Genomic DNA, 25,534 nt, shown 5'->3' with positions numbered 1-25,534 from the left:
TCGGACGGTAATCAGGTATCCATTTATATCCAATATCAATTAACATAAAACTGGATATGTAAAAACGATTTACAGCCTATTGTCAGAATAGCAGATACATACATTTTTAATCAATCAACAGCCCTCAGCAATAACCTTTTGGAGATGGGCAGAAAACTTTCTTGAATAGGAATCTGCTGCATGCTATGGATACGGTATGTTGCCGGATTGGGCAGTTCCCTGTAATTTTTGATCAAGTCAAGCTTGATTTGTTCGAATGTATTGCTGATACTCCTGCGCACTTTTTGTATCAGTTGCATCATGATACCTTTGAAAGTATCCACACTATTTTGAAACAAATTAACCTTGTACCGGTATACAAAAATCTCATTTGATTTCTCAGAAGAAAGTAGCGCATATCCTTCCTTTTGATACAAAGGAGAAAGCCCAACAGGCTCTATCGACATTTCATTTTCCAGGAAATCATAGATTGTTTTGCCATCTTCAATGGCTTTCTTGAATTGAGGTAAAGAATACTGCACTATTTCCTCCAACTGCTTCATCAAATCATCATCAAACACCAATGGCTTATACTTAAACTTCATTTGCTTCAAATCAGGCCCTTCTAGCATTTTGGGAAAAGCAGATTTAAGCTGATTCTTATTTTCAGCGAAGCTATTGAGCTTGGTATAATGCCTTATCAATTCAGCAAGTGGTGGATAGAGTTTGACTTCTTGAAATTGGCTATTGACATGCTGCAAATAAGCCAGGAGAAGGTATTTTTTATACTCAAAATCAATCCATCCCTCAGTAATCCAGTTATCATTTAGTGTTTTCATAGTAATCAATTTGCTAAAAAATTTACGAAAAACTGACAAAAGAAAAAACAGTCTTTGAAATTTTGACAGTCTAAATGTCCAAAGGCAAAACTATATGACAATAACATGTAAAAAATTGCGCCTTTATGTCAGTTTGCAAGGTATTAACTCCTTTGGCATAAGAAATGATAATTGGGCTTTATAAGATTTTGTAACTAACCTTTAAAAGTTAATAATTATGTCAAAAGTAAACATCCAACCTCTTGCAGACAGAGTTCTGGTAGAACCTGCTGCAGCTGAAGAGAAAACTGCCTCTGGCCTTTATATTCCAGATACTGCCAAGGAAAAACCACAGAAAGGAACAGTAGTAGCAGTTGGAAATGGCAAAAAAGATGAACCATTGACTGTAAAAGTAGGTGACACGGTACTTTATGGCAAGTACGCAGGTACTGAGCTATCCGTGGAAGGTAGTGATTACCTTATCATGAGAGAAGCGGACATTTTTGCCATTCTCTAAGCATCTATTTCAAACAATCAGAAACCTAAAACAACAAAAAAATGGCTAAACAATTATTTTTCGATACCGACGCGAGAGACAGACTGAAAAAAGGTGTAGATGCTCTTGCAGACGCAGTAAAAGTAACCCTGGGACCTAAAGGGAGAAATGTAATTATCGACAAAAAATTCGGCGCTCCTACGATCACCAAAGATGGTGTATCTGTAGCGAAAGAAATCGAATTGGAAGAACCAATCGAAAACATGGGCGCTCAGCTTGTTAAAGAAGTGGCTTCCAAAACCGCTGACAATGCGGGTGACGGTACTACTACAGCTACTGTACTTACCCAAGCTATATTCAACGCGGGTATCAAAAACGTAGCGGCCGGAGCCAACCCAATGGATCTTAAGAGAGGAATCGACAAGGCAGTTGCTGCAGTAGTAGCTGAGTTGAGAGCTAACTCTAAGCCTATCTCTACTTCTAAAGAAATCCAACAAGTGGCAACAGTATCTGCCAACAATGATGATGAAATCGGTAAAATGATTGCCGATGCCATGGACAAAGTTGGTAAAGACGGTGTAATCACTGTGGAAGAAGCAAAAGGAACCGAAACTGAAGTAAGAACAGTTGAAGGTATGCAATTCGACAGAGGTTACCTTTCTCCATACTTTGTGACCAACACTGAGAAAATGGAAGCTGAATTGGAAAATCCATACATCTTGATCTATGACAAGAAAATATCTTCCATGAAAGAACTACTTCCTGTATTGGAGCCAGTAGCTCAATCAGGAAGACCATTGTTGATCATCGCTGAAGATGTGGATGGTGAAGCATTGGCTACCTTGGTAGTAAACAAAATCAGAGGTGCGCTGAAAGTAGCTGCAGTAAAAGCTCCAGGCTTTGGAGATAGAAGAAAAGCAATGTTGGAAGACATCGCTATCTTGACTGGTGGTACTGTAATCTCTGAAGAAAGAGGATACAAGCTTGAAAACGCAACAGTTGAATACCTAGGTACAGCTGAGAAGGTAAACATTGACAAAGACAATACTACTGTAGTCAATGGTGCCGGTGAATCAACAGCCATCCAATCTAGAATCAACGAGATCAAATCTCAAATCGAGAAGACTACTTCTGATTATGACAAAGAAAAACTTCAGGAAAGATTAGCCAAGTTGTCAGGTGGCGTTGCCATCCTATACATCGGTGCTGCGACTGAAGTGGAAATGAAAGAGAAAAAAGACAGAGTAGATGATGCATTGCACGCTACCAGAGCTGCTGTACAAGAAGGTGTAGTAGTAGGTGGTGGAGTTGCTTTGGTAAGAACTGCCTCTGCTCTTGATTCATTGAAAGGTGAAAACGAAGACCAGGATACAGGTATCAACATCATCAGAATTGCGATTGAATCTCCTTTGAGAACTATCGTAGAAAATGCTGGTGGAGAAGGTTCTGTGATCATCAATAAAATCAAAGAAAACACTGGAAACTATGGTTACAACGCCAGAACTGATAAGTTTGAAGACCTATTTGAGGTTGGTGTAATTGACCCTACTAAAGTTACCAGATTGGCTTTGGAAAATGCAGCTTCAATTGCAGCCCTTCTTCTGACTACCGAGTGTGTGGTAGCCGACATTAAAGAAGATTCACCAGCTATGCCTCCAATGGGCGGTGGTGGAATGGGTGGAATGATGTAATTTCATATCCATTAGAATATCAGAAAAGGGGAGTCATAACTGGCTCCCCTTTTTTATTTAAACATTTCATAAATAAGTGTAACTTACACTTTAAAATAGAATCAAATACTGGATATTTCCAGATTGATATATATCTTTGGAAGCCATACATTTTGAAATTCCGCCTTAGTTCAATCTACTCTTACATGCAGCTTTATAAGTCAATCATTTTGGTCGATGATGACCCTATCAATAACCTTATCAATAAAAGATTGATCACAAAATTATCGATATCTGAAAAGGTAGAAGAGTTTCTGGAAGCTGAAAAAGCTCTTCAAAGACTAAGGTCACTCGACTCAAATGAACAGACGTTGATTCTGTTGGATATCAATATGCCTGTAATGAATGGCTGGGATTTTTTAAATGTATACCTAAAAGAGTTTCCAGAAAGAAAAGATGAAATTTATGTACTGTCCAGCTCAATTGACCTACAAGACAGGCAAAAAGCCATGCAGTACCATGTAGTGAAAGGTTTTGTTGAAAAACCGCTGACTCCTGAAAAAATCAAAAATATTGTATAATGAAAAGTTCGGACAACATAAACCCTAAATTAAGCCTAGAGTTGTATGTCTACGAAGAGAATTTTTTTGAAAAACATCACATTACTGATTTATCCCAACTTACTCCTTATTTGTCCGCTACCAAAAAGTTCTGGTTAAATGTAGTCAGTCTTGATAATGAGTTGCTATCTGGTATTGCAGATATTTTCGGAATCCATGCTCTAGCTATTGATGATATTGTCAACAGTCAACAAAGACCTAAACTGGAAGAGTTTGAAAACTCCCTTCTCCTAGTTGCAAAAATGCTTTACACTAAAAGCGATATTTCCAGAATCCAAGCCGAACAAGTAAGTTTTATCATTGGCAAAAACTATCTTATCTCCATACAGGAAGAAGATTTTGACCTCTTTGATGGGGTAAGAACCAGACTTGAAAACCCTGCTGGAAAAATGCGAAAAATGGGACCAGACTATTTGGCTTATACCTTGATGGATGCCATAATTGACGAGTATTTCCTTTTGCTGGAAAAGCTTTATGATAAGACAGAACAACTAGAGGACCTGATAATGGCAGATCACCACAAGTCGCTTTTGTCTACTATCTACAAGCATAGAAAATCAATGCAGGAAATCAAAAAAGTGATCTGGCCTACCCGGGAAATTCTTTCTGCTTGGAAAAAATCCGAAAGCATATTCCTAAAAAAGAAAACCCTTCCCTATGTCAATAACATCTATGAGCATACAGTAGAAATAATTGAAAACCTTGAAATGCAAAGGGAATCAATCACCACACTTGTGGAGATTTACATGACCAATATTAGCTTGAAGCAAAATGAGGTCATGAAAACCCTAACAATCATTGCAACCATTTTTATCCCCCTTACATTTATAGCTGGGGTCTACGGAATGAACTTTGAATATATGCCAGAATTGCAATGGAAATACGCTTACCTAAGTACATGGGCTATTTTTATAATTGCAACAGGAGGGATGGTCTATTACTTCAAGAAAAAAAAGTGGTTCTGAATTAACCCCAGGGTTTAAATTTACTTCCTTTTATTAATCAATACTTTTTTCCCAGAATAGCAGTCCGATAATCGAAAACCTGTTGATATTTAAACTTTGATCAATTGTAGACAAACGCCAACATATCACTGTTTTTTTAGACAAATACTAAAGAAAGAGGTATTATTGTGTTGAATTATCAATAAATACCCAAATATGTCACCAAAGACAGAAATAAATCTTGTAATCAAAATTGGCTCAAATGTCCTTACTCAAGACAACGCCAAGCCGGATTTGAAAAGAATGCAGGAGCTTAGTAGGCAGCTTGCTTATCTTAAAAGAGAGGGTGTCAATATTGTTTTGATTTCCTCAGGTGCTGTTGCTTTTGGAAGAGGAGAGATTGCTTTGACTGAAAAATTAGATCCAGTTTTGAAAAAACAGATTTGGGCATCTACAGGTCAAGTAGAGCTTATAAAAACATACAAGTCTTTTTTTGCCGAAGAAGGAATTCCTGTTGCTCAAATCCTTGTGACAAAAGAGGACTTTAGAGATCGGAAACATTTTCTCAATATGAAAAACTGTATCCAAGGCTTGTTAAGGCAAGGAATCCTTCCTATAATCAATGAAAATGACACTGTAGCTATTACTGAATTGATGTTTACGGACAATGATGAACTCGCTTCTCTGACTGCAGCTATGGTCAATGCACATAAATTGATCCTCCTTACCAATGTAGATGGCGTATACGACGGTCCTCCCTCACTTCCTGAGGCCAAGTTGATTCCACGAATTACCAAAGATAGTTTTTCTGAGGAGATCCAAGTAAGTCCAATAAAATCAGCTTTTGGAAGAGGTGGTATGTTGACCAAACTCAATATGGCAAAAAAATCAGCCAACCTGGGGATAGAAGTATTGATTGCCAATGGAAAAAGAGACAATATCCTGATTGATGTTTTGGAAAAAAAAGCCCCTCATACCGTTTTTGAAGCATTGGCCAAAAAGCAAAGCACCAAAAAATGGTTGGCGCACGGTGCTGAATATTATAAAGGAGAAATTACAATCAATGAAGGGGCAAAAGAAGCTCTATTTTCCGAAAAAATCATTTCTATTCTCCCTGTCGGAATTACTGATTCTTCTGGCAGTTTTTCCAAAGGAGACATCATCAGTATTAGGGATGAGGCAGGCAGCAAGTTAGGACTTGGAAGAGCAGAGTACAATGACCTTCAACTCAAAGAGAAAATAGGTCAAAAAAACCAAAAAGCATTTATACATTACGACTATTTATACCTTTTTCAGCATGCGTGATCTACAATCTATTTTCCAGAGAGTAAAAGAAAGTTCCAGAGCTTTGGGTCTGATTCCAGAGTCTGAAATCAACAAAATTTTAGATGATTTGATTACGGTCACCCTTGATCAGGTGGACACTATTTTGGATGCAAATAAAGAAGACCTATCCAAAATGGATAAAGCCGACCCCAAATACGACAGACTTCTTTTAAATAAAGATAGAATTATTGGCATTACCCAGGAAATCAGGCAAGTTAAAAGCCTCCCTTCTCCCCTTTCGAACATCTTGGAGAGCAGAACATTGGAAAATGGACTTGAATTGACCAAAAAAACCGTGCCGCTAGGTGTTTTGGGAATCATTTATGAAGCAAGGCCGAATGTCACATTTGACGTTTTCTGTCTGGCACTCAAATCTGGGAATGGGTTGATCCTTAAGGGTGGTTCTGATGCCCACGCCTCCAACCAAGCTATCCTCAGGCTTCTTCATCAAGCTTTAGAAAAAAATGGACTGCCAATTGATGCATTCCAATTGCTCCCTGCCGACAGAACCGCAACAAAAGCGCTTTTGGAGGCCGTTGGCATGGTGGATATTATCATTCCCCGGGGAAGTCAGGGTTTGATCAACTTTGTGAGGGAAAACTCAAAAGTACCGGTCATCGAAACCGGAGCTGGGATCGTGCATACTTATGTTGATGCATCTGCTGATCTTGAAAAAGCCAAAAACATCGTCCTCAATGCCAAAACCAGAAGGCCAAGTGTCTGCAATTCATTAGACTGCATGATTGTTCATCAGGACCGCTTGGCAGATTTGAATGCTATTGCTGATGGTTTATTGGATGCAGGGGTGGAAATCTTTGCTGATGAACAATCATTCCCTTTCTTGAAAAATCATCCCCAAGTCTCCCCAGCTACTGAAGCACATTTTGGGACAGAATTTCTTTCCTTGAAATTGTCTGTGAAGACTGTTTCAAGCCTTGAAGAAGCCCTTCAGCACATTGCTGCCTACTCTTCCAAGCACAGTGAGGCTATCGTAGCAGAAGATCAGGAGGCCATTGATACATTCCTCAATACAGTAGATGCTGCGGCTGTATATGCCAATGCTTCTACAGCTTTCACCGACGGGAATCAATTCGGATTAGGAGCAGAAATCGGTATTTCTACTCAAAAACTACATGCCAGAGGGCCGATGGCTTTGGCTGAATTGTGTTCTTATAAGTGGGTAATTCAGGGAAATGGCCAGGTAAGAAATTAAAAGGTAAGGCCAAATGACAAATAAGGCCATGGTATGATTTGAATTCCAGATATACCACCTATACTGGCAATAGGTGCAAGACCTGCCCTAAAATTAAAGCCTCCATCTATTGGTTGTCTTCTGTATCCTATATTTAATAATGGCGTTTGCCAAAGCCCAAATCTTGAACTGGGCTGAAAATCTTCCATACTTGTTTCCAAATTTGGATTATGTTTGAAAGTCTCTGCATAAGCCAATGACATTCCGGCTCCCAATTCCAAATACTTCCCATTTGAACCAATCAGCCAATTGGCAATAATTGGAATTGTGACAAACCTATCACTGCTCCATTGAAAATAGCCTACCCCTGTCCTCATTCCAAAACCAGTCGGTGAATCTCCAAACCTACGGTCATAATTCAGGGAAAAAAATCCTCCTGAACCTGCTAATTCTCCAAATATTGTATTTTTTTTGAAGTCATCTTGCGCTTGGGTACCGGTGCTGATTCCTAAAAGAAAAAGCGAAGTAATGAGGAAAACTGTTTTTTTCATAGCCAAGATTTATTTACTATTAAAGATCCCAACTATAATTTTAGAAAAATTAATTCCATATGAATTTTTTAAATAAGTGATAATTATTTTTCTAGACGCAGTTCCTTTAAAGCGTGTCTTGTTCAGAATACAAAAATCTTATGAAGACGGGAAAGGAGTGCAGGCAGCAAGATCATAGAGACAGGATAGTTATGAGTTAAAAATTATGGGAGAATGAGTCAAATTTAAAAAGTTAAAAGATGGGATAGATGTAAGTATATTTTTTAACAAAGGGTAGTACAGCAGAATAGTTGGGTTTTGAATTTTTAACCCATGAATGGTAATTGACAAACTGGGCCATAGGGAAAAAGACACCTAATTTGTCACCGCAAAAGCTATCAATTTATCCATCGGAACAGCCTCTAACGTCTTTTCATGTGTTGCTTCTAAATATACTCTTGGGGCAACACCGGCATGATAAGCTTCCAGCCACCTACTGACACAAAGACACCACCTATCCCCTGCTTTCAAGCCCGGAAAATACCACTCTGGCCTCGGTGTAATAAGATCATTGCCTCTCATTTTGCTAAAAGCCAAAAATTCATCTGTCATAACCGCACATACCGTGTGGGTTCCGCTGTCATCTTCCCCGGTTTCACAGCATCCATTTCTATAGTAACCCGTCAGTGGATCACTGCTACATTCAATCAATTTTTCTCCAAATACATTTAAAGCCATATTTTTATTGTTTTTTTTATCCTTCACATGAGAGTCAGCAATTCTTTGTTCAAAAATGACAATCTTAAATAAGTATAACAGTTTAACCTTTTATTTGACCTTTGGTTGACTTAACAGCTTGATAACACATACCTAATTTTTATTTTACCTTTCATAAAAAGATGTGAATTACATTTAGACTTCTTTTAATATCAAGAAAATTAAGCAAACAACCATGATGAAAAGACGGGATTTCTTCAAAAACGGATTATTGACTACTCTAGGACTTGGTGTAATGGGTTCAAGGCCAGTACTTGCCAAGCCTTCTTTATACAAAGGAGAAAAAGCCAAAAACATTATTTTTCTTGTTTCAGATGGTATGAGTTCTGGCACCCTTAATATGGCTGATATTTTAATTAGGCACAAGTTGGGTAAGCCTTCAAACTGGATCTCTCTCTATGAATCCAATACAGTCAAAAGATCCCTCATGGATACAGCATCAGCCAACTCTTTTGTTACTGACTCCGCTGCCGCTGGTTCGGCTTGGGGTGGTGGTCATCGTGTCAACAATGGTGCGCTAAACATTGGGCCCAATGGGGAAGAAAATGAACCAATCTTGCAGAAATTCAAAAGTGAAGGCAAGGCTGTAGGTTGTGTCACTTCTGTGCAAATCACACATGCGACACCAGCTTCTTTTTGTGTCAATCAAAGTAGCCGAAATGCAATGCCGCTGATAGCTGAGGATTACCTTAACCTCAAATTTGATGTGATGATGGGAGGAGGAAGAGAGTTCTTTGATCCTGCTAGGAGAAGTGATGGGAAAAATCTTTTCTCTGAATTTTCAGAAAAAGGTTTTCAAGTAGTCAATAACAAAGAGGAAATGAATCAGGCCAATTCCGGAAAACCGATATTGGGGGTTTTCACAGAGGATGGACTGCCTTATGCCATAGATAGAGAGCATGACGATAACCTGAAGCGCACAGTGCCTAGTCTCGCCGAAATGACCAAGAAAACCATTGAAATTCTCAGTCAAAATCAAAACGGTTTTGTCATGCAGGTAGAAGGCGGAAAAGTAGACTGGGCAGCACATGGTAATGATGCAGCTGCATTACTGTATGACCAGATGGATTTTGATGAGGCTGTAGGTGTGGCGATGGAATTCGCCATGAAAGATAAAAACACACTTGTCGTCATCACAACAGACCATGGCAATTCCAATCCAGGTCTTTTCAATCCTGGACCAAAAAACGTGAAATTTGAGAGCCTATTTGAAGCCAAAGCCACCAATCAATATATACTGAACCAAATCAAACCTGATACTTCTGTTTCTCAGGCCATAGATATGGTTAACCATTACCAAAATGTAACTCTTAAGCAGGAAGAAGCTGAGCAATTATTGAAAAGCTTTGAAATAGGTGCAGATGGCTTATATAACCCCGGCAAACTTCCTTTTGCATATTTTGCCGGTATTCTATCCAATCACAATGCCGTAAGTTGGGCACATACAAATCACTCAGGTGATTATGTAGAACTGGCAACTTACGGGCCTGGAAGTGAAAACATACCTGGCTTTGTCAAAAACTATGAATTACACAATTTCATGTTAGAAGCTTCCGGCGTTTCTAGAAGCAAATTTGCGGCATCAGTTTGATATGTATGTGCTTTGTGCAGATTGAGAAGACAACTTCAGAAAAACAGCATCTTCTTTAAAACATTCGATTTCTGGGGACATCGCAGCCGCTCCCCAACTAAAAGGTCTGTACCCATTCCTTTGTAGTTCTCCGGTAGTCAACGCCGTCAGTGGGAGAAAATTTCCGCGAATCTGAAAAACAAAAGTCTTATTCAAAGCATTTTCCATTCATAAATCCTAGATTTATGAATGGATTTGGTTTTTAAAGCTTTTGAAAATGGCTTTGTACAATTCAAAAATTGCTCGAAGATCGACTTATTTGACAACTGTTATTTTATCCTTACAGTTGTTGCTTTTGATTTTCCCTTCATGCTACACCAGTCCTGAATTTGAAGATGACTTGTGTGGAAGCATTCAAAGAGCAAACATCACAGAGATTTCACAAGTATTTTATAGTCCATTTACCAACGGTTCTTTTGCCGATGAAAATGATACCGTGCAAGTGGCTGATTTCAGATATAATTTTGAATTGCACTACGAAAGGTTGCAGTCATCCTTCAATGGATTTCCAGGTCAATGCTTTGCCTTGGATTGTGAACCAAGATTTGAAGTCGAAAACATATCCAATATTCAAATACTGCTTTTGGAGGAATTCATTGAATTAGCTCCAGGAACTGATATTTCATACCTGTTCCAATTACCCGATCAAACCCAATTGAGCAGGTTTCGTGATTACAGTCAGATGAGTCAATTTTTTACTTTGACTTTTCATGGTTCCTTAGGCCAGGTAAATAGAATGAGAACAGCTCTTATTGTCTACCTTAAGAATGGCGAGCAATTAAGATACAACTCCATTTCTCCTTTTTTAAAAAATTAAGTTGACTGAATTGTAGCCTTAACTCTATTTTTTCAAGGCATCTGGATCATAGCTTAACTTTCCTAGTCCGTAGAGATAAAGGACTTTTGAATACCGTAACATCAATGGCACCAAGAGAATATTGGCAGCCAAAACGGTCCATACATACACCATTGTATCCGGTCTATCAAAAAAGTAAGTCACTAGAATAGAAACATTTACCATCAATGCTACAGAAAATGCATAACTTATATACATCGCTCCATAAAAGAAATCCGGCTCTGGTGTGATAGTGGCTTCACATTCGGGGCATTTCCCATTGATTTCTGACAATTTGGTATAACTAAACACAGATGTTGGAAACAAATCTCCCTTCCTGCATCTTGGACACTTAGCCTGTAACATGGCTGCACTCAAACTCGTATTTTTCATAATCAATTCTAATAAAGCAAAATTAGCAGTAAAACTGGTTTTTTACGTGACTTTTGGTACAATAATAAAAACATAAGGTCTGTATTGGATTGTGCGCTTAGCATCATTTTTGTTAAGTTTGTGATGTGTTAATCAGGTTGAAGAAAAATATCATTTGCAGAGGATTAGTATACCTATTATTGGTAAACTTCATCAACCTGTCTGCTAATTTTTATCATTCTTCAGTAATTGACTCTCCCCTACTTGAACACCATGACCCCATAGATTCTTTAGCTGAGTTACTATTGGAGTATGTTTTGGAAATGGATGATGAAACTATTCCTGACACTGAAGTGCCCCACGAAAAAAAGAAATTTTCGGACATCAAATTGCATCTTGAAAGTCAGGGAATAAAAGTTTCTCAAGAATTTGGAGATGCAGAAAGAAACCTAAACACTTATTATTTGGAGATTTTTGAATCTATCACCAAAGAAAACGATTCCCCTCCACCGCAGTTGGTCTGATTTTTTTTGAAAAATGTCTCGTCAAAATATTTTGACTGAGATAGCAAAATGGGATTAAAACTAGTCCTATTACATAATCATTTTAAAATTTGAAACAGAGCAATGAAAAATACAATCCTCCTGGGATTGGCTTTTCTTGTGGCGCCCTATTTGGTAGAAGCCCAAGAAGACCCTATCACTCAGGAAATAAATGAATTCAGTGATTCGATCACCAATAAAAAACTTATAGAGGAGTTAAAATACATCAAGCAACCTGGTTTGGCCAATGCTGCATCAAAAATATATTCAGCTGACAGGAGGTACTCAATAGCGGGATTTACAGAAATCAATTCTGTTTCCTACATGGGAGAAAAAAACAGAGGTGATGACATAGAATTGTATTATACCAATCTTTATCGTTTTGGTTTTTACTTCGGTTACAAAATTACCGACAGGTTGATATTCAATTCTGAAATTCAAGCAGAACTCCTGCATGATGGTTTCAATGAAGTAGGAACCGAGTTCAATTTTGAGTGGATGTTTGATTACCTCTTTCACCCAAGCTTCAATGTCAGGGTGGGGAATTATCCCATCCCTTTGGGTTACACCAATATCAATGAAGAGCCTATTGCCTTTTACTCTGTCAATAGACCTGAGGTCGAAAGGGTTATCCTTCCTACCCAATGGCTTGAAACTGGTGTAATGTTTTATGGTAATTTCCTTAACAATCAATTGGAATATAATTTGGGCCTTACAAAAGGACTGGATGCTTCCAACATGGTAGAAGGTACATGGATCAGAAGAGGACGGTTTCATGGACTGGAAGTGCCACGTGCCTGGGCCAGTAATGGAAAGCTGGAGTATGTAGGTAAAGAAAGTATAAAACTTGGAATCGCAGGTTATTATGGAGATGCCGGCAGAGGTGCGGAAACCCCTTCCGGACAAGATTTTTCTCCTCAAGTGTCTCTTTATTCAGCTTTTGCCGGATATGAATGGGGCAACTTCTCTGTGTTTGGTTTGGCTATGAAAGGAAGTACTACCCAAACAGATAGGATTTTCGAGTTTGACAACCAAGTGATCGGTGAAGAAACTTTGGGTTACTATGGAGAATTAAGGTGGGACCTTTGGTCAGTCTTCAATAGTGAAAGGGAATGGAAATTGCCTATATGGTTTCGTTATGAAAGACTTGACACACATGCATCTGTTGCCAGCAGTTTCGAAAACAGGGCCTTTGATAGGCAAAACTTAGAAATAATAAGTGTAGGAGCCAACCTACGGCCAAGGAGGAATTTAGTCTTCAAAGCCAATTATCAATTCAGAGAAAATCTTGCTGAAAGCATCATTCCAGAGGCGAACAGATTGGAACTTGGTTTAGGTTTAATTTTCTAAAACTGTAAATAAAAATTCAATATTATAATTCTGATGAATTAACAAAATTTGACGGAAGACAGGGTTTCACATTATCAAAAATTAATCAAATTTGCGCATTCTTTTTACACCTAAAGATGAAAAAAGCACTGATCACCTTGACCACCTTACTGGTCATTATTGCCGCAAAGGCCCAAGATTCTGATAGTCTCAGATTTGAAAGACTTTCCTTGGACAGCCTTTTCATCACTGAATTTGAAGAACCTGAAGGAGGGAAATTAAAACCAAAAATCCTGCATGCCGAACCTCTTTACATTGATCTCATACGTGACTTAGGAGCTCGAAAAGGAGAAAAAGAATGGAACGTGGGTTTTGGAATGTTTGACAAAAGAGACTTCAACAAGTATGAGGCATTGGTGGAATATGAATGGGCACCGATTGACCGCCTAGGGTTTGAAATCGAGGTACCTGTAACCATTTTCACCACAAGAGAAGGTACACCCGTAGATGTAACCAGACCTTCAAATAGGATTGAATCTTTGAAACTGGCCACTCAATGGACTTTCTTGGTGTCAGAAAAAGCCAAAACCTCTTTGGCCTTGGGCTACATCCATGAATTTGAATTTGTGGACCTCAACCGCCTCGGACAATCTGAACTATTTAAAGGCAATATTTATAATCCCTTCTTTATAGCGGCAAAAAGATGGGGGCTAAACTACCACACCTTGGTATATACCGGACCAAGGGTTGTAAAGGATTTTGACATCAGAAGAGAAATTTCCTATGAAATCCACTCCAACTTTCATTACATGATTACGGGGACAAGGAATTTTATCGGGGTGGAATTCAACAAGGAAATCCATAATGGCAAACTTGAAGCCGTCATGCGTCCTCAAATGCGTGTGGGGCTTGCAGAAAACCTCATGGTGGGTATTGTTACCGGTATTCCACTACGCAAACCAGGGGAAAGCCTCAGCTCTTTTGTCCGGATCATTTATGAACCTGGATTCAGGACTTTCCATTGATGTTTGTTCTTGATAAAATGGATACACAGTAAAACTTGATATAACATAAAACAATCCTATAGACAGCCTTATCCGTCTGTAGGATTGTTCATTTTACTTTGCTCAAATGATGAATAAATTAAAGAAGTGATTTGCTAAAAATATTTTCAAAAGCAATTGTCCTAGATCATTTCAAACCTCTATGCTCTAAATTTTCTTAAAATTTCATCAAACCAGGCAGAGGGTTTACTCTTGTCATCAATTTCATAGTAGTTGCCAGTATATTTATTTTTCCTCATATAAGAGTAATTATAGCCATATCCATAATTGTAACCACCAAAGTCATAGATATCACCACCTGACCTTAGGCCGTTAAATACTGCATAGAAATCCCTGATTTGATCATTGGCATAAAGGTCATTGACCATCAACAAATACTTTTTATGTGTATAATCCTGCCTAACAATATAGAGGTTGACATCCGAAAAACGCAAAAGGTCCATAGTCTCAGACACCAAACCAATCGGAGGTGTATCCATCAATACCACCTCAAAATCCTCTTCCAGGTATTCCAAAAACTCTCGCATCTTATCTTTAAGGAGTAACTCAGCCGGATTAGGCGGTATAGGGCCAGATGGTACTATGTACAAGTTTTCATATTGGGTGGGCAGTACGATGTCTTCTTTTTCAGATTTCCCTACCAAATAGCTTGATAATCCTACTTTATTGTCTATTCCAACATAATCTGAGATTTTGGGTTTTCTAAGGTCCATACCCAATAGACAGGTTTTCTTTCCACTTAGCGCAATAGCCGCCGCAAGGTTGAGACTTACAAAGGTTTTGCCCTCACCGGAAACTGAAGATGTAACCAAGATCCTTTTGCATTTTTTTTCTGAGGCGATGTAAAACAAGCCTGAACGCAATGACCTGAATGATTCCGACACCATGGACTTGGGATGTTCGGCCACGATCATGTTTGTTTCTTTTGTACTATATCCAATGGTTCCCAAAAGCGGAATTCTAAGCGAATTTCTCAGTTGGATTTGGTCCATGATCTTATTGTTGAGGTAATGGAACAACAATAAAAAACCTAATGGAATAAAAAAACCAAGACCAACAGCCATTCCATAATTTTGAGGCTTTTGCGGAAAGACCAAACTTCCTCTTCTTGCATAATCCAACACTGAGTTGTCTGAAATATTGGAAGCTTTGGCAATTCCAGCCTCCGCTCTTTTTTCCAAAAGATAATTGTAAAGATTTTCTCTCAACCTATACTGCCTGAAAATATTTGCATAAGAAGACTCTGTCTGTGGAAGTCTGGAAAACTCAACATCCAACTCTGCCAGTTTCTTGTTTACTTCAGCCTTCCTCTTTTCAGTGTTGGCTACAAGGTTGTCAATATTCTCAAAGATATTTTCACGCATTTTCTCGATTTGCTCATCGAGCTGCCTGACATTAGGATGGTTTTCATTGACAATCGCCAGTATTTTTCTCCTTTCCAGAGAAGCTTCTACCAAGGCAGCTATCATCCCATTGAGGAATCCATCACTCAATCCGACGATAGAGGGAGCCAAAATCTCACTATAATCCGCGCCCTTATCCACCAGATAAGTTTGCAGGGATTTGTAATAACTGAGTTCAAAATCAATGTCCTGAACCAAATCATCTAACCTTTGGATATTGCCCAAGACTCCTCCAAATTCAGAACTCACGTCCATAAGCTTGTTCTCTACCTTAAAGTTGAGCATGCGGTTTTCAACTTTTCTTAAAGAGTCTTCAAGAACAGACATCTGTTGATCCAGAAAAGAGAGGGTATTTTCTGTAATCCTGTTTTTTTCTGTCAAGTCATAATCGAGGTAGGAGTCCATCAAAGCATTAACGTAATCTCTGCCTTTTTCAACAACCCTAGACACTGTTGATACTTGCAAAACAGTACCATAACTATTGATAGGGCGTACAGTGATGGACCTTTGATAGGTTTCCAAAACATCTGTGGGGTGGTGAACAATAAAAAACAGCTTCTCCCCCGGTCTCATATACTTCAGCTTATGCACAGAGAACTTAGTCCTTTCAGTGACTATTTCCTCTCCGAAGCGATATGTTTGATTCAGCAATTGGTCATCAAATGGCCCAGACGCTTTTGCGGAGAGAAAATCAAAAAAGCCTCTTTCCTCATTCGTAAGTACAAATTCTTCTTCCGAAATAGCAGTAAAGTGAATTACTCCAGAACTCCCTTGCGGAAAACTCCAATCAACATCTACCTTGATAGGTGACTTATCGTACAACTCGATTTCTTTGATATTGGTAGATGCAAAATAGCTGACATCAAAATGAAGTTTATTCAAAGCTTCCTGAGCGAGATTTTTGGAAGTCAAAAGGAGTATGTCATTTTCGAGGTTGTTGGCTCCCGAAAAAATATTAGACCTATCCAAAATCCTAACCTCCGGTGTATTTTTTTGTTTGATCAGAATGCTTCCTCGTACTTCATACTCCTCTACTGAATACCTGTGAAAAAGAAACACGATGACCAGTGCTAAAAAAATACAGGTAATATACAGAGGCCAGTACCTGGAGTATTTAATCAGGTAATACTTGATATCAATGGGTTTGACATCTTGTTCGAATTTTGATATGTCTACATTCCCGTCAATCATATATTATTCCTAAATATCGCAAAAATCAACAAAAGAGAGCTTGTTATACCAATAATTAATCCCAGAGAAGAAGAGAGATTTTCAGCATTTCCAAACTGTCGGATGCTCATAGGTTCTAGGTAAAGGATATCATTATTTCTGATAAAGAAAAAAGGAGAAGCCAACAAAGCCCTATCATTTAAATTGATTTGGTGAATTTTGGAGCCTCCATCGTATTGACGGATCAAAAAGAGTTGGTTCTTTTTGGCAAGAATGTTAGACTCACCTGAAAGAGCCAATGCATCAAATATAGTAGCTCTGTTTTTTAGAATCACTTTGGTACCTGAACTGCTAAACTCACCCAAAGCAGTAAACCTGATACCCCCAATTCTCAGTCTCACGTAAATCTCATCTTTGAAAAACTCCCTGATTTTAACTTGTACTACTTCTCTGGCTTCATCTTCAGTAAGTCCTCCTATCTTTACTTTACCCAATCTCGGTAACTCCACAAAACCTTCCACATCAATGGTGTAACCTGTAAAATAAAACATGTCACCTCCCATCATACCGCCCATTCCTCCTCGCATCATTCTCGAACCTTGGAATTCAAAGGCTTTGGTCAGCTCCTCATTAGCAGAAGCGAAGTCAATATCTACTACATCAAAGGGCTGAAGAATGTACCTGTTTTCATATTCAGCAAAAGGAATAAATTCATCTAAACCAATAGGCTCATCTCCGGGAAGATTTTGTAAATAAGTAATTCTTTTATTGCTGATACAGGATGACGCAAATAGAAAAATGCAGATAATAGTCAGAAAACGGTTCATAATCCTGGGTGCTAAGCGTAATGAATTTCAAATATAAAGAAATATTGGAAATGGCATTGAAAATAAGCTAAATGAGTGGTTGGAGAATCGATGAATTACATGCCTGTATGCTGAACCAATATTGGATAATATGATTCTCCGCAATCATGCCACTAATCAAACGAACGATGATTTTTTGGCAAACGGATACTAATGGATACCTGCCCTCCGGGTTGCTGGTTGGATATTTGGTGATATTGGTTCAATTCAAAACCTCAGGTTAATTCTATTATTTAGATTCTACTGGTATGAAAGCGGATATACATATTGGATAAAATATAAATGATGCAAAAAAAATCAATTGATACTCGCATTTAAACCAAACTTGTGAAACAGAACCTTAGGCTTTTACGTCAAGTGTATATATTCAAAAAAAGATTAATTAGACAACTGCCATTACCTAAACCAACTGCAACAAAAAGCGCCGTAAGAGAATTTCCAACGGCGCTTTATTTTTACTTGAATTTATTCTGAAGCATGGCGAGCTTTGCTGCCAAATCTCCTTCAGGCTCTTTTGTCTTACCTCTATTTTCTGTAGTCTTTTCTGACTTTTTGCCTTTTGGTTTCGCCCCAAACGGATCTGACTTCATACTCAAACCTATTCTTTTGCGGGCTATGTCTACCTCCATGACTGTGACCTCCACTTTTTGGTTGACAGATACTATCTCTGCCGGATCACTTACATATTTGTCTGCCAGCTGACTCAGGTGCACCAAACCATCCTGATGGACACCCACATCTACAAATGCCCCAAATTTGGTGATATTGGTAATGATACCAGGAAGCTTCATGCCAACCTTTAAGTCTTTGACATCATTGACACCCTCTTGGAAGTTAAAAACCTCAAAAGTCTCTCTGGGATCTCTTCCAGGTTTAGAGATTTCTGCCATGATATCCTCCAAAGTAGGTAATCCTACTGTTTCAGACACATAATTTTTCAACACGACTTTGGCTCTCAACTCTTCCGAGGTCATCAAGTCAGTAACACTTGCACCGAGGTCTTTTGCCATTTTCTCCACCAAAGAATAACGCTCCGGATGAACTGCAGAAGCATCCAAAGGATTGGAAGCATTCCTGACCCTAAGAAATCCAGCCGCTTGTTCAAAGGCTTTATCACCCAATCGAGGCACTTTCTTGATTTCATCACGGCTTTTGAATGGACCATTTTCATTTCTGTAGCTCACAATATTTTGTGCCAAAACGGGTCCTAGTCCTGATACATAGGTCAGTAATTGTTTGGAAGCTGTATTGACTTCGACTCCCACACCATTCACACAACTCATTACAGTGTCGTCAAGAGAATTTTTGAGGGCACTTTGATCTACATCATGTTGGTACTGCCCTACCCCTATAGATTTGGCGTCGATTTTAACCAGTTCGGCCAGTGGATCCATCAACCTACGTCCAATGGACACGGCACCTCTTACAGTCAAATCCATGTCTGGGAATTCTTCTCTTGCCACATCCGATGCAGAATAAATGGATGCCCCACTTTCATTGACCATGGTCACAATGACATTTTTGGGTAAGCCCAAGGATTTAACAAAAGCCTCTGTTTCACGACTTGCTGTTCCATTCCCAATGGCAATGGCCTCTACTTTATGCTTTTCTACCAAATGCCTTACTGTTGCACCGGCTTCATGTATCTTTTTCTGTGGTTCATTGGGATAGATGGCATCAAAACTCAGCAATTGTCCCTGAGGTCCGAGGCATACGGTTTTGCAACCTGTTCTAAAACCCGGATCGATGGCCATAACTCCTTTTTCTCCCAAAGGTGCTGCCAGAAGCAACTGCCTTAGGTTTTCAGCAAACACCTTGATCGCTTCTTCATCGGCTTTTTTCTTGGTGAATAGCCTTACTTCTGTCTCCATCGAAGGTTTTAATAATCGCTTGTAGCAATCCTTAATCGCAAGCCTTACCTGTTCCACTGATGAGTTGGCAGCATTTTCAAGAATCGTTTTTTCCATGATGGAAATAGCGGAAATTTCATCCGGACATGAATCCAACATCAAAAACAACTCCTTTTCGCCTCTTCTCATGGCCAAAACCCTATGAGATGGAGCACTTTTGATCGGCTCAGCCCAATCAAAGTAGTCTTTGTATTTGATGGCTTCTTCTTCCTTTCCCGGAATTACTTTGGAAACAAACTCACCTTCTTCAATGAAAAGATTCCGCATCTTTTTCCTTAACTCCACATTTTCATTGACCCACTCTGCAATAATATCCCGTGCACCTTGAAGGGCTTCTTCAGAAGATGCCACTTCTTTTTCTTCACTGATATATTGAGCAGCCTCAGCTTCCAAGTCAAAAGATTCTTGAGCGAAAATTTTCTCAGCCAATGGTTCTAAGCCTTTTTCTCTGGCCACAGTGGCTTTAGTCCTTCTTTTTGGTTTGTAAGGAAGGTAAAGATCTTCCAAAATGGACATGGTTTCAGCAGCATTGATCTTCTTCTCCAATTCAGGGGTAAGTTTCTGTTGCTCTTGAATAGACTTGAGGATAGCCTCTCTCCTTTTCTCCAAATCCCGCAATTGCTGCACCCTGTCACGGATTGACGCAACCTGTACCTCATCCAAACTACCTGTAACTTCTTTTCGGTATCGAGAAATAAATGGAACAGTAGCTCCACCATCGAGCAATTCTGCAGTATCAGTAACCTGCTTGACTTTGACTCCGAGTTCTTCGGCTATTTTTACAAAATGATTGATATCCATTTGACGCTTTATTGTAGAGCACAAAGTAGCAAGGTTTTAAAATCCTTCCCAAGTTTTGGCCAATATATCTAAATGCTCGCCGCTTAAAAATCTGATACTCTTCATAAAAAATTGCCCTACTCTTTACTCAGGTAAAATCAGCGATTCATCCGGATCACCAAAGCTCCTGTAAAACCAAATTGAATGATCGATGAAAAACCGCCCACTCCCACTTGGGTTCCACTTCCCGGACTCCACCACAGGTTGGCACCTACATCTGAAATAGGCATCATCAAATTTGCCTGCACCCTCAAGCCTACATTTTCGGTGAAGAAATACTTCATCCCCCCATTAACTCCGACTGTAAAGCGTGTAATGCTGTCAAAATTATCGTCCCGAGAAGCAAGAGTCCCCGTGCCTACTTTTAACCCGCTAAAAAGTGCCATTTGACTTGAAAGCGGAAATAACCTATTGTATCCCAGCATGACATACTGTGCTGAAATACGTTCCCTGACCGGCCCGCTCAGTTGGCTGGAATTGGCGGTACCCAGACCTCCTTGGTAACTGTACAAAACTTCAACCTCCGCAAATTCATTCAGTGCAAAATTAACCATGCCACCAACAGTCTGCCCTCCTCCTAAGGTTGCCCTTCCGCCACGAATCGGGAATCCGTGATCAAAAGTATAACCCGTAAATGGAGAGATTTCGATGGTTTGAGCACTTACTTCGAAGATGGATATCAAAATCAGAAATGGAATAAAAAATATCTTTTTCATTTTGAGAGGTTTTGTTAAATGAAATATCGGAAAATAATGTAATTATTCGTCAAAAATTGATGTAAAAATTCAATGAAAAAAAAATAGTCTTTAAGGATCTCAAAGCTCTTTATCAGCTTCGTCAAGGCATTCTCATTTGACTAGTGAAAGGATATTAACACTAAATAAATATTTGCTACCCTAAATTTCCAGCTCTTAAAACCAAAAAAAATCCCAGACATCATGCCTGGGATTTTTAATGAAATACTTCTTTTTCTTCTAAAAATCAAAATCATTATCCATGTCTAAGGTGGATAAAATTGCGGCTCCAAAAATAATAAAAGCCAAAATGTACAAACCAATCACAACAGCAACCAAAAGCAAGGTTCCTTTGGCCCAGTTCTGTTTGTTTTGGTTGACTCCTCCTCCAAATCCCCAGACAAAAAGCATAATAAATCCTACGATTGGAATGGCTGCAATCAAAACAGTGATGAACCAATCTTTTACTGACATGACATTTGTATTGGTGTTTTCCATGGTTGAAGTGGTTTTATATGGTTTTTTAAGAATTAAACATCATACAATTTATAAACATATGGTAAAATTAAAAACACCAACATCAAATAAACTGAAAGAAGTGACACAATGTAATCTTCATCACTTATCCGAGTCAAAGGTTATGGTATCTTTGTGCTTCATTTATCACAATTATGGATTGGAAAAAGGAATTTAAAAGTTGGGGCATAATCCTGGCAGTTTTCGCATTTTTATATTTTACAGGTCTGATCACTCCGATCATGGGTGGTCTACAATCTTTGCTACTCAGCACAGGTATCATCAAGCCTAAAATTACCTTGGTGGATAAGACCAACAAAACTTTTGATTACACAGGGAGATTTCAGGACCTTGATGGCAATATGGTCTCTTTGGATGATTATAGGGGAAAAACGGTATTTATCAACCTTTGGGCTACATGGTGTCCACCGTGTAGAGCTGAGATGCCTCATATTTCGGAATTATACAAAAAAGTAAAGGACACGGAAAACCTAGAGTTTTTGATGATCGCATTGGACAAGGAAATGTCTAAAAGCAAAGATTTTATTGACAAAAAAGACTTTTCATTCCCTGTGGTACATGCTAGTTATGGCCTCAACGCTTCTCTTCAAAGTCAGTCTATCCCCACAACTCTTGTGGTGAATCCTGATGGAGAAATTGTATTTTACCAGGAAGGCATGAGTAATTTTGACACGGAAGAATTCAGGAATTTTCTGATCAGTCAAAATTAATTGAGCTGAATAATAAGTTATTAGGAATATAACTGTTTTTTTTTGACTACTTATGTGTGAATCTCGTAGAAAAATTAAATTTTACACGAAATTCCTAAAACTATGAAAGACCTCCTCTTGATTGCCCTTTTCCTTGGAGCAATCTCTTCCCAGGCATTCGCCCAAGAAAAACCTATTTTTGATTACGAAGAAACCAAACATGAACTTTCACTTGATGTTGACCCGATCATCAATGGGAATTATCCAAGTACTTTACTTTATAGAAGACATTACAAGACTAAAAATGATAAAAACGTAGCTCTTAGATTTGGGCTTAATTTTTCAAGTGATTTTAGAACAGTAGAAACAGATTTTACGCCAATTAATTCAACAGATTTCCAGAATCATTTTTATGCATTTACTATTGGGAAAGAATGGCAAAAAAACTTAACAACAAGGATGATGGGGTACTATGGTATTGATCTTGGTTTTGCTTATTCAGGTTCAAGTTCCAAACCAAATGCGGATGATCCCGCTTTTATCACAACTCAAAAAAATGATTCTTTCAATTACTCTGGTATAGGTTTTTTGGGAATGAAGCACCATTTTTCTCGTCATTTTTCTGTATCAGCCGAAACGGGAGTTTCTGCAAGGTTCAATCATTCTATCTACACTGAAAAAAGGGGGATTTCTGTAGAAGAAAAAAACGAAACCCAAAGTATTGGACTTTCTTTCATCCCTTTGAGAGCCATCAGATTTGCTTTTCATTTTTAAATAAGACACCATTTTTCACCTACAGTCATCTTATCCTTGCCCATGGAAGCAGACTTCTTGCGGATTCGGAAATTATTCAGGATTTTGATATCCTAAACCCAATCCTATGAAGTCTTCGCTTTTTTCATTCCTCCTTTTTCTTTCAAGTTACTTCTTATTCGATTCCACATATGCCCAAAGCATCCTGTGGTATGAACAAGCTGCTGAAAAGTGGGAGGAAGCTTTGCCTTTGGGAAATGGCCGTTTGGGCGCCATGGTTTTCGGAAAAACCGATGCGGAGAGGATACAATTGAACGAGGATTCACTCTGGCCTGGCGGTGCTGATGACTGGGGTTTGGCAGCCGGCACACCTGAGGACTTACAGTACATCAGGCAACTTTTGGTACAAGGAGAAAACAAAAAAGCCGATTCGCTCATGGTGGCTTTGTTTTCCAGAAAAGGAATAACCCGCTCCCATCAAACTATGGGTGACCTTTGGATGGAATTAGGTCACCAAAATATCAGCAATTATAAAAGAAGTTTGGATCTCGACAATGCGACAGCTACCGTCACCTACCAATACGAGGGATATGATTTTGAACAAAAAGTAATTGCTTCTGCTCCAGACCAAGGGATCATCATCCAAATCACCACTACCCATCCAAAGGGCCTTAACGGCAAAATCCGACTGGACCGTCCTGAAGATGTTGGGCATCCCACTGTCAAAACCACTACACCTGCCAATAATATCCTCCAAATGGACGGAGAGGTCACCCAAAGGAGGGGACAGATTGACTCCAAACCTGCACCAATTCTACATGGAGTGAGGTTTCAGACCTTGGCTTGGCTGGAAAATGAAGGTGGTACATTGGAAGGAAAGGGAGATGTCATTTGGGTGGAAAATATAAATAGTCTAACCATCAAACTGGTAGCGAACACCTCCTATTACCACGATGATTTTCGGGGAAAAAACCAGTCAGACTTGATGGGTTTGAAGGGGAAAAGCTTTACAGAATTACAGGAAAGACATCAAAATGATCATCAGGCCTTATTCAATCGGGTGGATTTTCAATTGGGAGAGAATATTCCAGACACCATCCCAACTGATCAAAGAATCGAATTGGTAAAGTCGGGAGAATCAGACCTTCATTTAGAAAAACTCCTTTTTGACTATGGCCGCTACCTCTTGATCGGCAGTTCTAGGCCGGGCACCCTTCCAGCCAACCTGCAAGGGATCTGGAACAGGCATATTGAAGCTCCTTGGAATGCTGACTACCATATGAATATCAACTTACAGATGAACTACTGGCCTGCTGAGATAACCAACCTCAGCGAGCTGCATGATCCGCTGTTTGATTTTACAGATGCCCTGATTCCGAGCGGGCAAAAAACCGCAAGTGAAACCTACGGCATGAGAGGTGCCGCTTTTGCACATGGTACTGACCTCTGGAAAATGACATTCCTCCAAGCTGCCCAAGCCTATTGGGGTTCATGGATTGGCGCAGGAGGATGGATGATGCAGCATTACTGGGAAAGGTATCAGTTTACCCAAGACAAGAAATTCCTGGAAGAACGCTTGCTTCCAGCTTTGGAAGAGGTGGCAGCGTTTTATGCAGACTGGCTGGTTCCACATCCTGCTGATGGAAAATTGGTTTCCTCACCTTCCACTTCACCGGAAAACAGTTTTATCAATGCCAAAGGTGATGCAGTAGCCAGTACTCTAGGGGCCGCCATGGACCAACAAATCATTGCCGAAGTATTCGACAACTATATCAAAGCAACAGAAATTCTTGGTGTACAAACAGATTTACTTTCAGAAATAAAGGAAAAACGCGCAAAATTGAGGTCAGGACTTCAGGTAGGCCGCGATGGCCGGTTGATGGAATGGGACCAGGAATACGAAGAGCCGGAAAAAGGGCATCGACACATGTCTCATCTCTATGCTTTTCACCCTGGAGATGCCATCACCCAAACAAGGACACCGGAACTCTTTGACGCTGTTCGCAAGACACTAGACTACCGTCTCGAATACGGAGGTGCCGGTACAGGTTGGTCCAGGGCTTGGCTTATCAATTTTTCAGCCCGACTGATGGATGGGGAAATGGCATATGAGCATGTGAAGAAACTGATTGAAATTTCGATGTATCCCAACCTATTTGATGCACATCCACCTTTTCAGATCGATGGAAACTTTGGATACACAGCGGGAATTGCAGAGATGCTGCTCCAAAGCCATGATGGATTTATTCATCTCTTGCCTGCTTTGCCTTCCGCTTGGCCCGATGGCAAAATTTCCGGTTTGAAGGCCAGAGGAAATTTCACAGTAGATATAGAATGGCAAAATGGTGAATTGAAAAATGCTTCCATCAGCACTCCTATAGGCGGAAAAGCCAAGATATTTTATCAGGGAAATAGCCTGGAAGTGGATTTAAATAAAGGTGAGAGGTTTGAGTTTAGTTTTTGATAAATCTACTAAACTGACACCCGAATCATAAAACCCTTAAACAC

Annotated in this window: 23 protein-coding genes; 14 read left to right on the top strand and 9 right to left on the bottom strand. The window is 39.3% G+C overall.

The genetic code is table 11. The features are described from left to right. Positions 1 to 110: 110 nt before the first annotated feature. On the bottom strand, positions 111 to 818 hold the full coding sequence (locus CLW00_RS12585) for a hypothetical protein (RefSeq protein ID WP_106134040.1): 708 nt from the start codon (positions 816 to 818) through the stop codon (positions 111 to 113). Positions 819 to 1,035: 217 nt separating this feature from the next. On the opposite strand from CLW00_RS12585, the gene CLW00_RS12580 reads away from it, so the two are divergent. From CLW00_RS12580 to CLW00_RS12555, 6 genes are all read left to right on the top strand, one after another. Next, entirely contained in the window at positions 1,036 to 1,314 is a 279-nt protein-coding gene (locus tag CLW00_RS12580) for a co-chaperone GroES (RefSeq protein ID WP_106134039.1), read from the top strand. 41 nt (positions 1,315 to 1,355) lie between these two features. Beyond that, complete coding sequence (gene groL, locus CLW00_RS12575) at positions 1,356 to 2,984, top strand: chaperonin GroEL (RefSeq protein ID WP_106134038.1); 1,629 nt, start codon at positions 1,356 to 1,358, stop codon at positions 2,982 to 2,984. Between the two features lie 185 nt (positions 2,985 to 3,169). After that, a complete protein-coding gene (locus CLW00_RS12570; protein WP_106134037.1) occupies positions 3,170 to 3,544 on the top strand; it encodes a response regulator in 375 nt (124 codons plus the stop codon). After that, positions 3,544 to 4,548, top strand: a complete 1,005-nt coding sequence (gene corA / locus CLW00_RS12565; RefSeq protein ID WP_106134036.1) for a magnesium/cobalt transporter CorA — start codon at positions 3,544 to 3,546, stop codon at positions 4,546 to 4,548. Before CLW00_RS12570 ends, corA begins: the two co-directional genes overlap by 1 nt. Before the next feature lie 195 nt (positions 4,549 to 4,743). Beyond that, on the top strand, positions 4,744 to 5,832 hold the full coding sequence (gene proB / locus CLW00_RS12560; protein ID WP_106134035.1) for a glutamate 5-kinase: 1,089 nt from the start codon (positions 4,744 to 4,746) through the stop codon (positions 5,830 to 5,832). Further along, on the top strand, positions 5,825 to 7,066 hold the full coding sequence (locus CLW00_RS12555; RefSeq protein ID WP_106134034.1) for a glutamate-5-semialdehyde dehydrogenase: 1,242 nt from the start codon (positions 5,825 to 5,827) through the stop codon (positions 7,064 to 7,066). Before proB ends, CLW00_RS12555 begins: the two co-directional genes overlap by 8 nt. Here the strand turns inward: CLW00_RS12555 and CLW00_RS12550 are convergent. Together CLW00_RS12550 and CLW00_RS12545 are read right to left on the bottom strand one after the other, a co-directional pair. Continuing rightward, positions 7,063 to 7,596 carry a hypothetical protein gene (locus CLW00_RS12550; protein ID WP_106134033.1) on the bottom strand — a complete coding sequence of 178 codons (534 nt, stop codon included), beginning with the start codon at positions 7,594 to 7,596 and terminating at the stop codon, positions 7,063 to 7,065. The genes CLW00_RS12555 and CLW00_RS12550 overlap by 4 nt on opposite strands. 354 nt (positions 7,597 to 7,950) lie before the next feature. Continuing rightward, entirely contained in the window at positions 7,951 to 8,313 is a 363-nt protein-coding gene (locus CLW00_RS12545; RefSeq protein ID WP_106134242.1) for a DUF2237 family protein, read from the bottom strand. A 214-nt stretch (positions 8,314 to 8,527) separates the two neighbouring features. Between CLW00_RS12545 and CLW00_RS12540 the strand changes: the two genes are divergently transcribed. Continuing rightward, complete coding sequence (locus tag CLW00_RS12540; RefSeq protein WP_245917279.1) at positions 8,528 to 9,943, top strand: alkaline phosphatase; 1,416 nt, start codon at positions 8,528 to 8,530, stop codon at positions 9,941 to 9,943. Positions 9,944 to 10,199: 256 nt separating this feature from the next. Further along, positions 10,200 to 10,799 carry a hypothetical protein gene (locus CLW00_RS12530; RefSeq protein WP_106134031.1) on the top strand — a complete coding sequence of 200 codons (600 nt, stop codon included), beginning with the start codon at positions 10,200 to 10,202 and terminating at the stop codon, positions 10,797 to 10,799. Between the two features lie 24 nt (positions 10,800 to 10,823). Here CLW00_RS12530 and CLW00_RS12525 read toward each other — a convergent pair whose 3' ends face one another. Then, entirely contained in the window at positions 10,824 to 11,210 is a 387-nt protein-coding gene (locus CLW00_RS12525) for a DUF983 domain-containing protein (RefSeq protein ID WP_106134030.1), read from the bottom strand. Positions 11,211 to 11,347: 137 nt separating this feature from the next. On the opposite strand from CLW00_RS12525, the gene CLW00_RS12520 reads away from it, so the two are divergent. The 3 genes from CLW00_RS12520 to CLW00_RS12510 all read left to right on the top strand — a co-directional run bounded on the left by CLW00_RS12520 (position 11,348) and on the right by CLW00_RS12510 (position 14,085). Next, positions 11,348 to 11,713, top strand: a complete 366-nt coding sequence (locus CLW00_RS12520; protein ID WP_245917277.1) for a hypothetical protein — start codon at positions 11,348 to 11,350, stop codon at positions 11,711 to 11,713. A 102-nt stretch (positions 11,714 to 11,815) separates the two neighbouring features. Continuing rightward, a complete protein-coding gene (locus CLW00_RS12515; RefSeq protein ID WP_106134029.1) occupies positions 11,816 to 13,081 on the top strand; it encodes a hypothetical protein in 1,266 nt (421 codons plus the stop codon). A gap of 116 nt (positions 13,082 to 13,197) precedes the next feature. Beyond that, a complete protein-coding gene (locus tag CLW00_RS12510) occupies positions 13,198 to 14,085 on the top strand; it encodes an HAEPLYID family protein (protein ID WP_106134028.1) in 888 nt (295 codons plus the stop codon). A 179-nt stretch (positions 14,086 to 14,264) separates the two neighbouring features. On the opposite strand, the gene CLW00_RS12505 is transcribed toward CLW00_RS12510, so the two are convergent. From CLW00_RS12505 to CLW00_RS12485, 5 genes are all read right to left on the bottom strand, one after another. Beyond that, entirely contained in the window at positions 14,265 to 16,718 is a 2,454-nt protein-coding gene (locus CLW00_RS12505) for a GumC family protein (RefSeq protein WP_106134027.1), read from the bottom strand. Next, positions 16,715 to 17,524 (bottom strand): polysaccharide biosynthesis/export family protein, encoded by an 810-nt coding sequence (locus CLW00_RS12500; RefSeq protein WP_106134026.1) that lies wholly within the window; start codon positions 17,522 to 17,524, stop codon positions 16,715 to 16,717. Before CLW00_RS12500 ends, CLW00_RS12505 begins: the two co-directional genes overlap by 4 nt. Positions 17,525 to 18,018: 494 nt before the next feature. Further along, on the bottom strand, positions 18,019 to 20,274 hold the full coding sequence (locus CLW00_RS12495) for a Tex family protein (RefSeq protein WP_106134025.1): 2,256 nt from the start codon (positions 20,272 to 20,274) through the stop codon (positions 18,019 to 18,021). A 137-nt stretch (positions 20,275 to 20,411) separates the two neighbouring features. After that, a complete protein-coding gene (locus CLW00_RS12490; RefSeq protein ID WP_106134024.1) occupies positions 20,412 to 21,029 on the bottom strand; it encodes an outer membrane beta-barrel protein in 618 nt (205 codons plus the stop codon). A gap of 258 nt (positions 21,030 to 21,287) precedes the next feature. Next, a complete protein-coding gene (locus tag CLW00_RS12485) occupies positions 21,288 to 21,545 on the bottom strand; it encodes a hypothetical protein (RefSeq protein WP_106134023.1) in 258 nt (85 codons plus the stop codon). Positions 21,546 to 21,718: 173 nt separating this feature from the next. Here CLW00_RS12485 and CLW00_RS12480 point away from each other — a divergent pair, with 173 nt between their 5' ends. The 3 genes from CLW00_RS12480 (at position 21,719) to CLW00_RS12470 (ending at position 25,490) form a co-directional block, all read left to right on the top strand. After that, a complete protein-coding gene (locus CLW00_RS12480; protein ID WP_106134022.1) occupies positions 21,719 to 22,294 on the top strand; it encodes a TlpA family protein disulfide reductase in 576 nt (191 codons plus the stop codon). Positions 22,295 to 22,396: 102 nt separating this feature from the next. Continuing rightward, positions 22,397 to 23,047 carry a hypothetical protein gene (locus CLW00_RS12475; RefSeq protein ID WP_106134021.1) on the top strand — a complete coding sequence of 217 codons (651 nt, stop codon included), beginning with the start codon at positions 22,397 to 22,399 and terminating at the stop codon, positions 23,045 to 23,047. Positions 23,048 to 23,153: 106 nt separating this feature from the next. Then, positions 23,154 to 25,490, top strand: coding sequence for a glycoside hydrolase family 95 protein (locus CLW00_RS12470; RefSeq protein WP_106134020.1), 2,337 nt, complete (start codon positions 23,154 to 23,156; stop codon positions 25,488 to 25,490). Positions 25,491 to 25,534 lie beyond the last annotated feature (44 nt).

This window comes from Mongoliibacter ruber (genome assembly GCF_003003005.1).
Taxonomy (GTDB): Bacteria; Bacteroidota; Bacteroidia; order Cytophagales; family Cyclobacteriaceae; genus Mongoliibacter; species Mongoliibacter ruber.
Note: the sequence above shows the minus strand (reverse complement) of the source record. Positions and strands in the feature narration are given on the sequence as shown.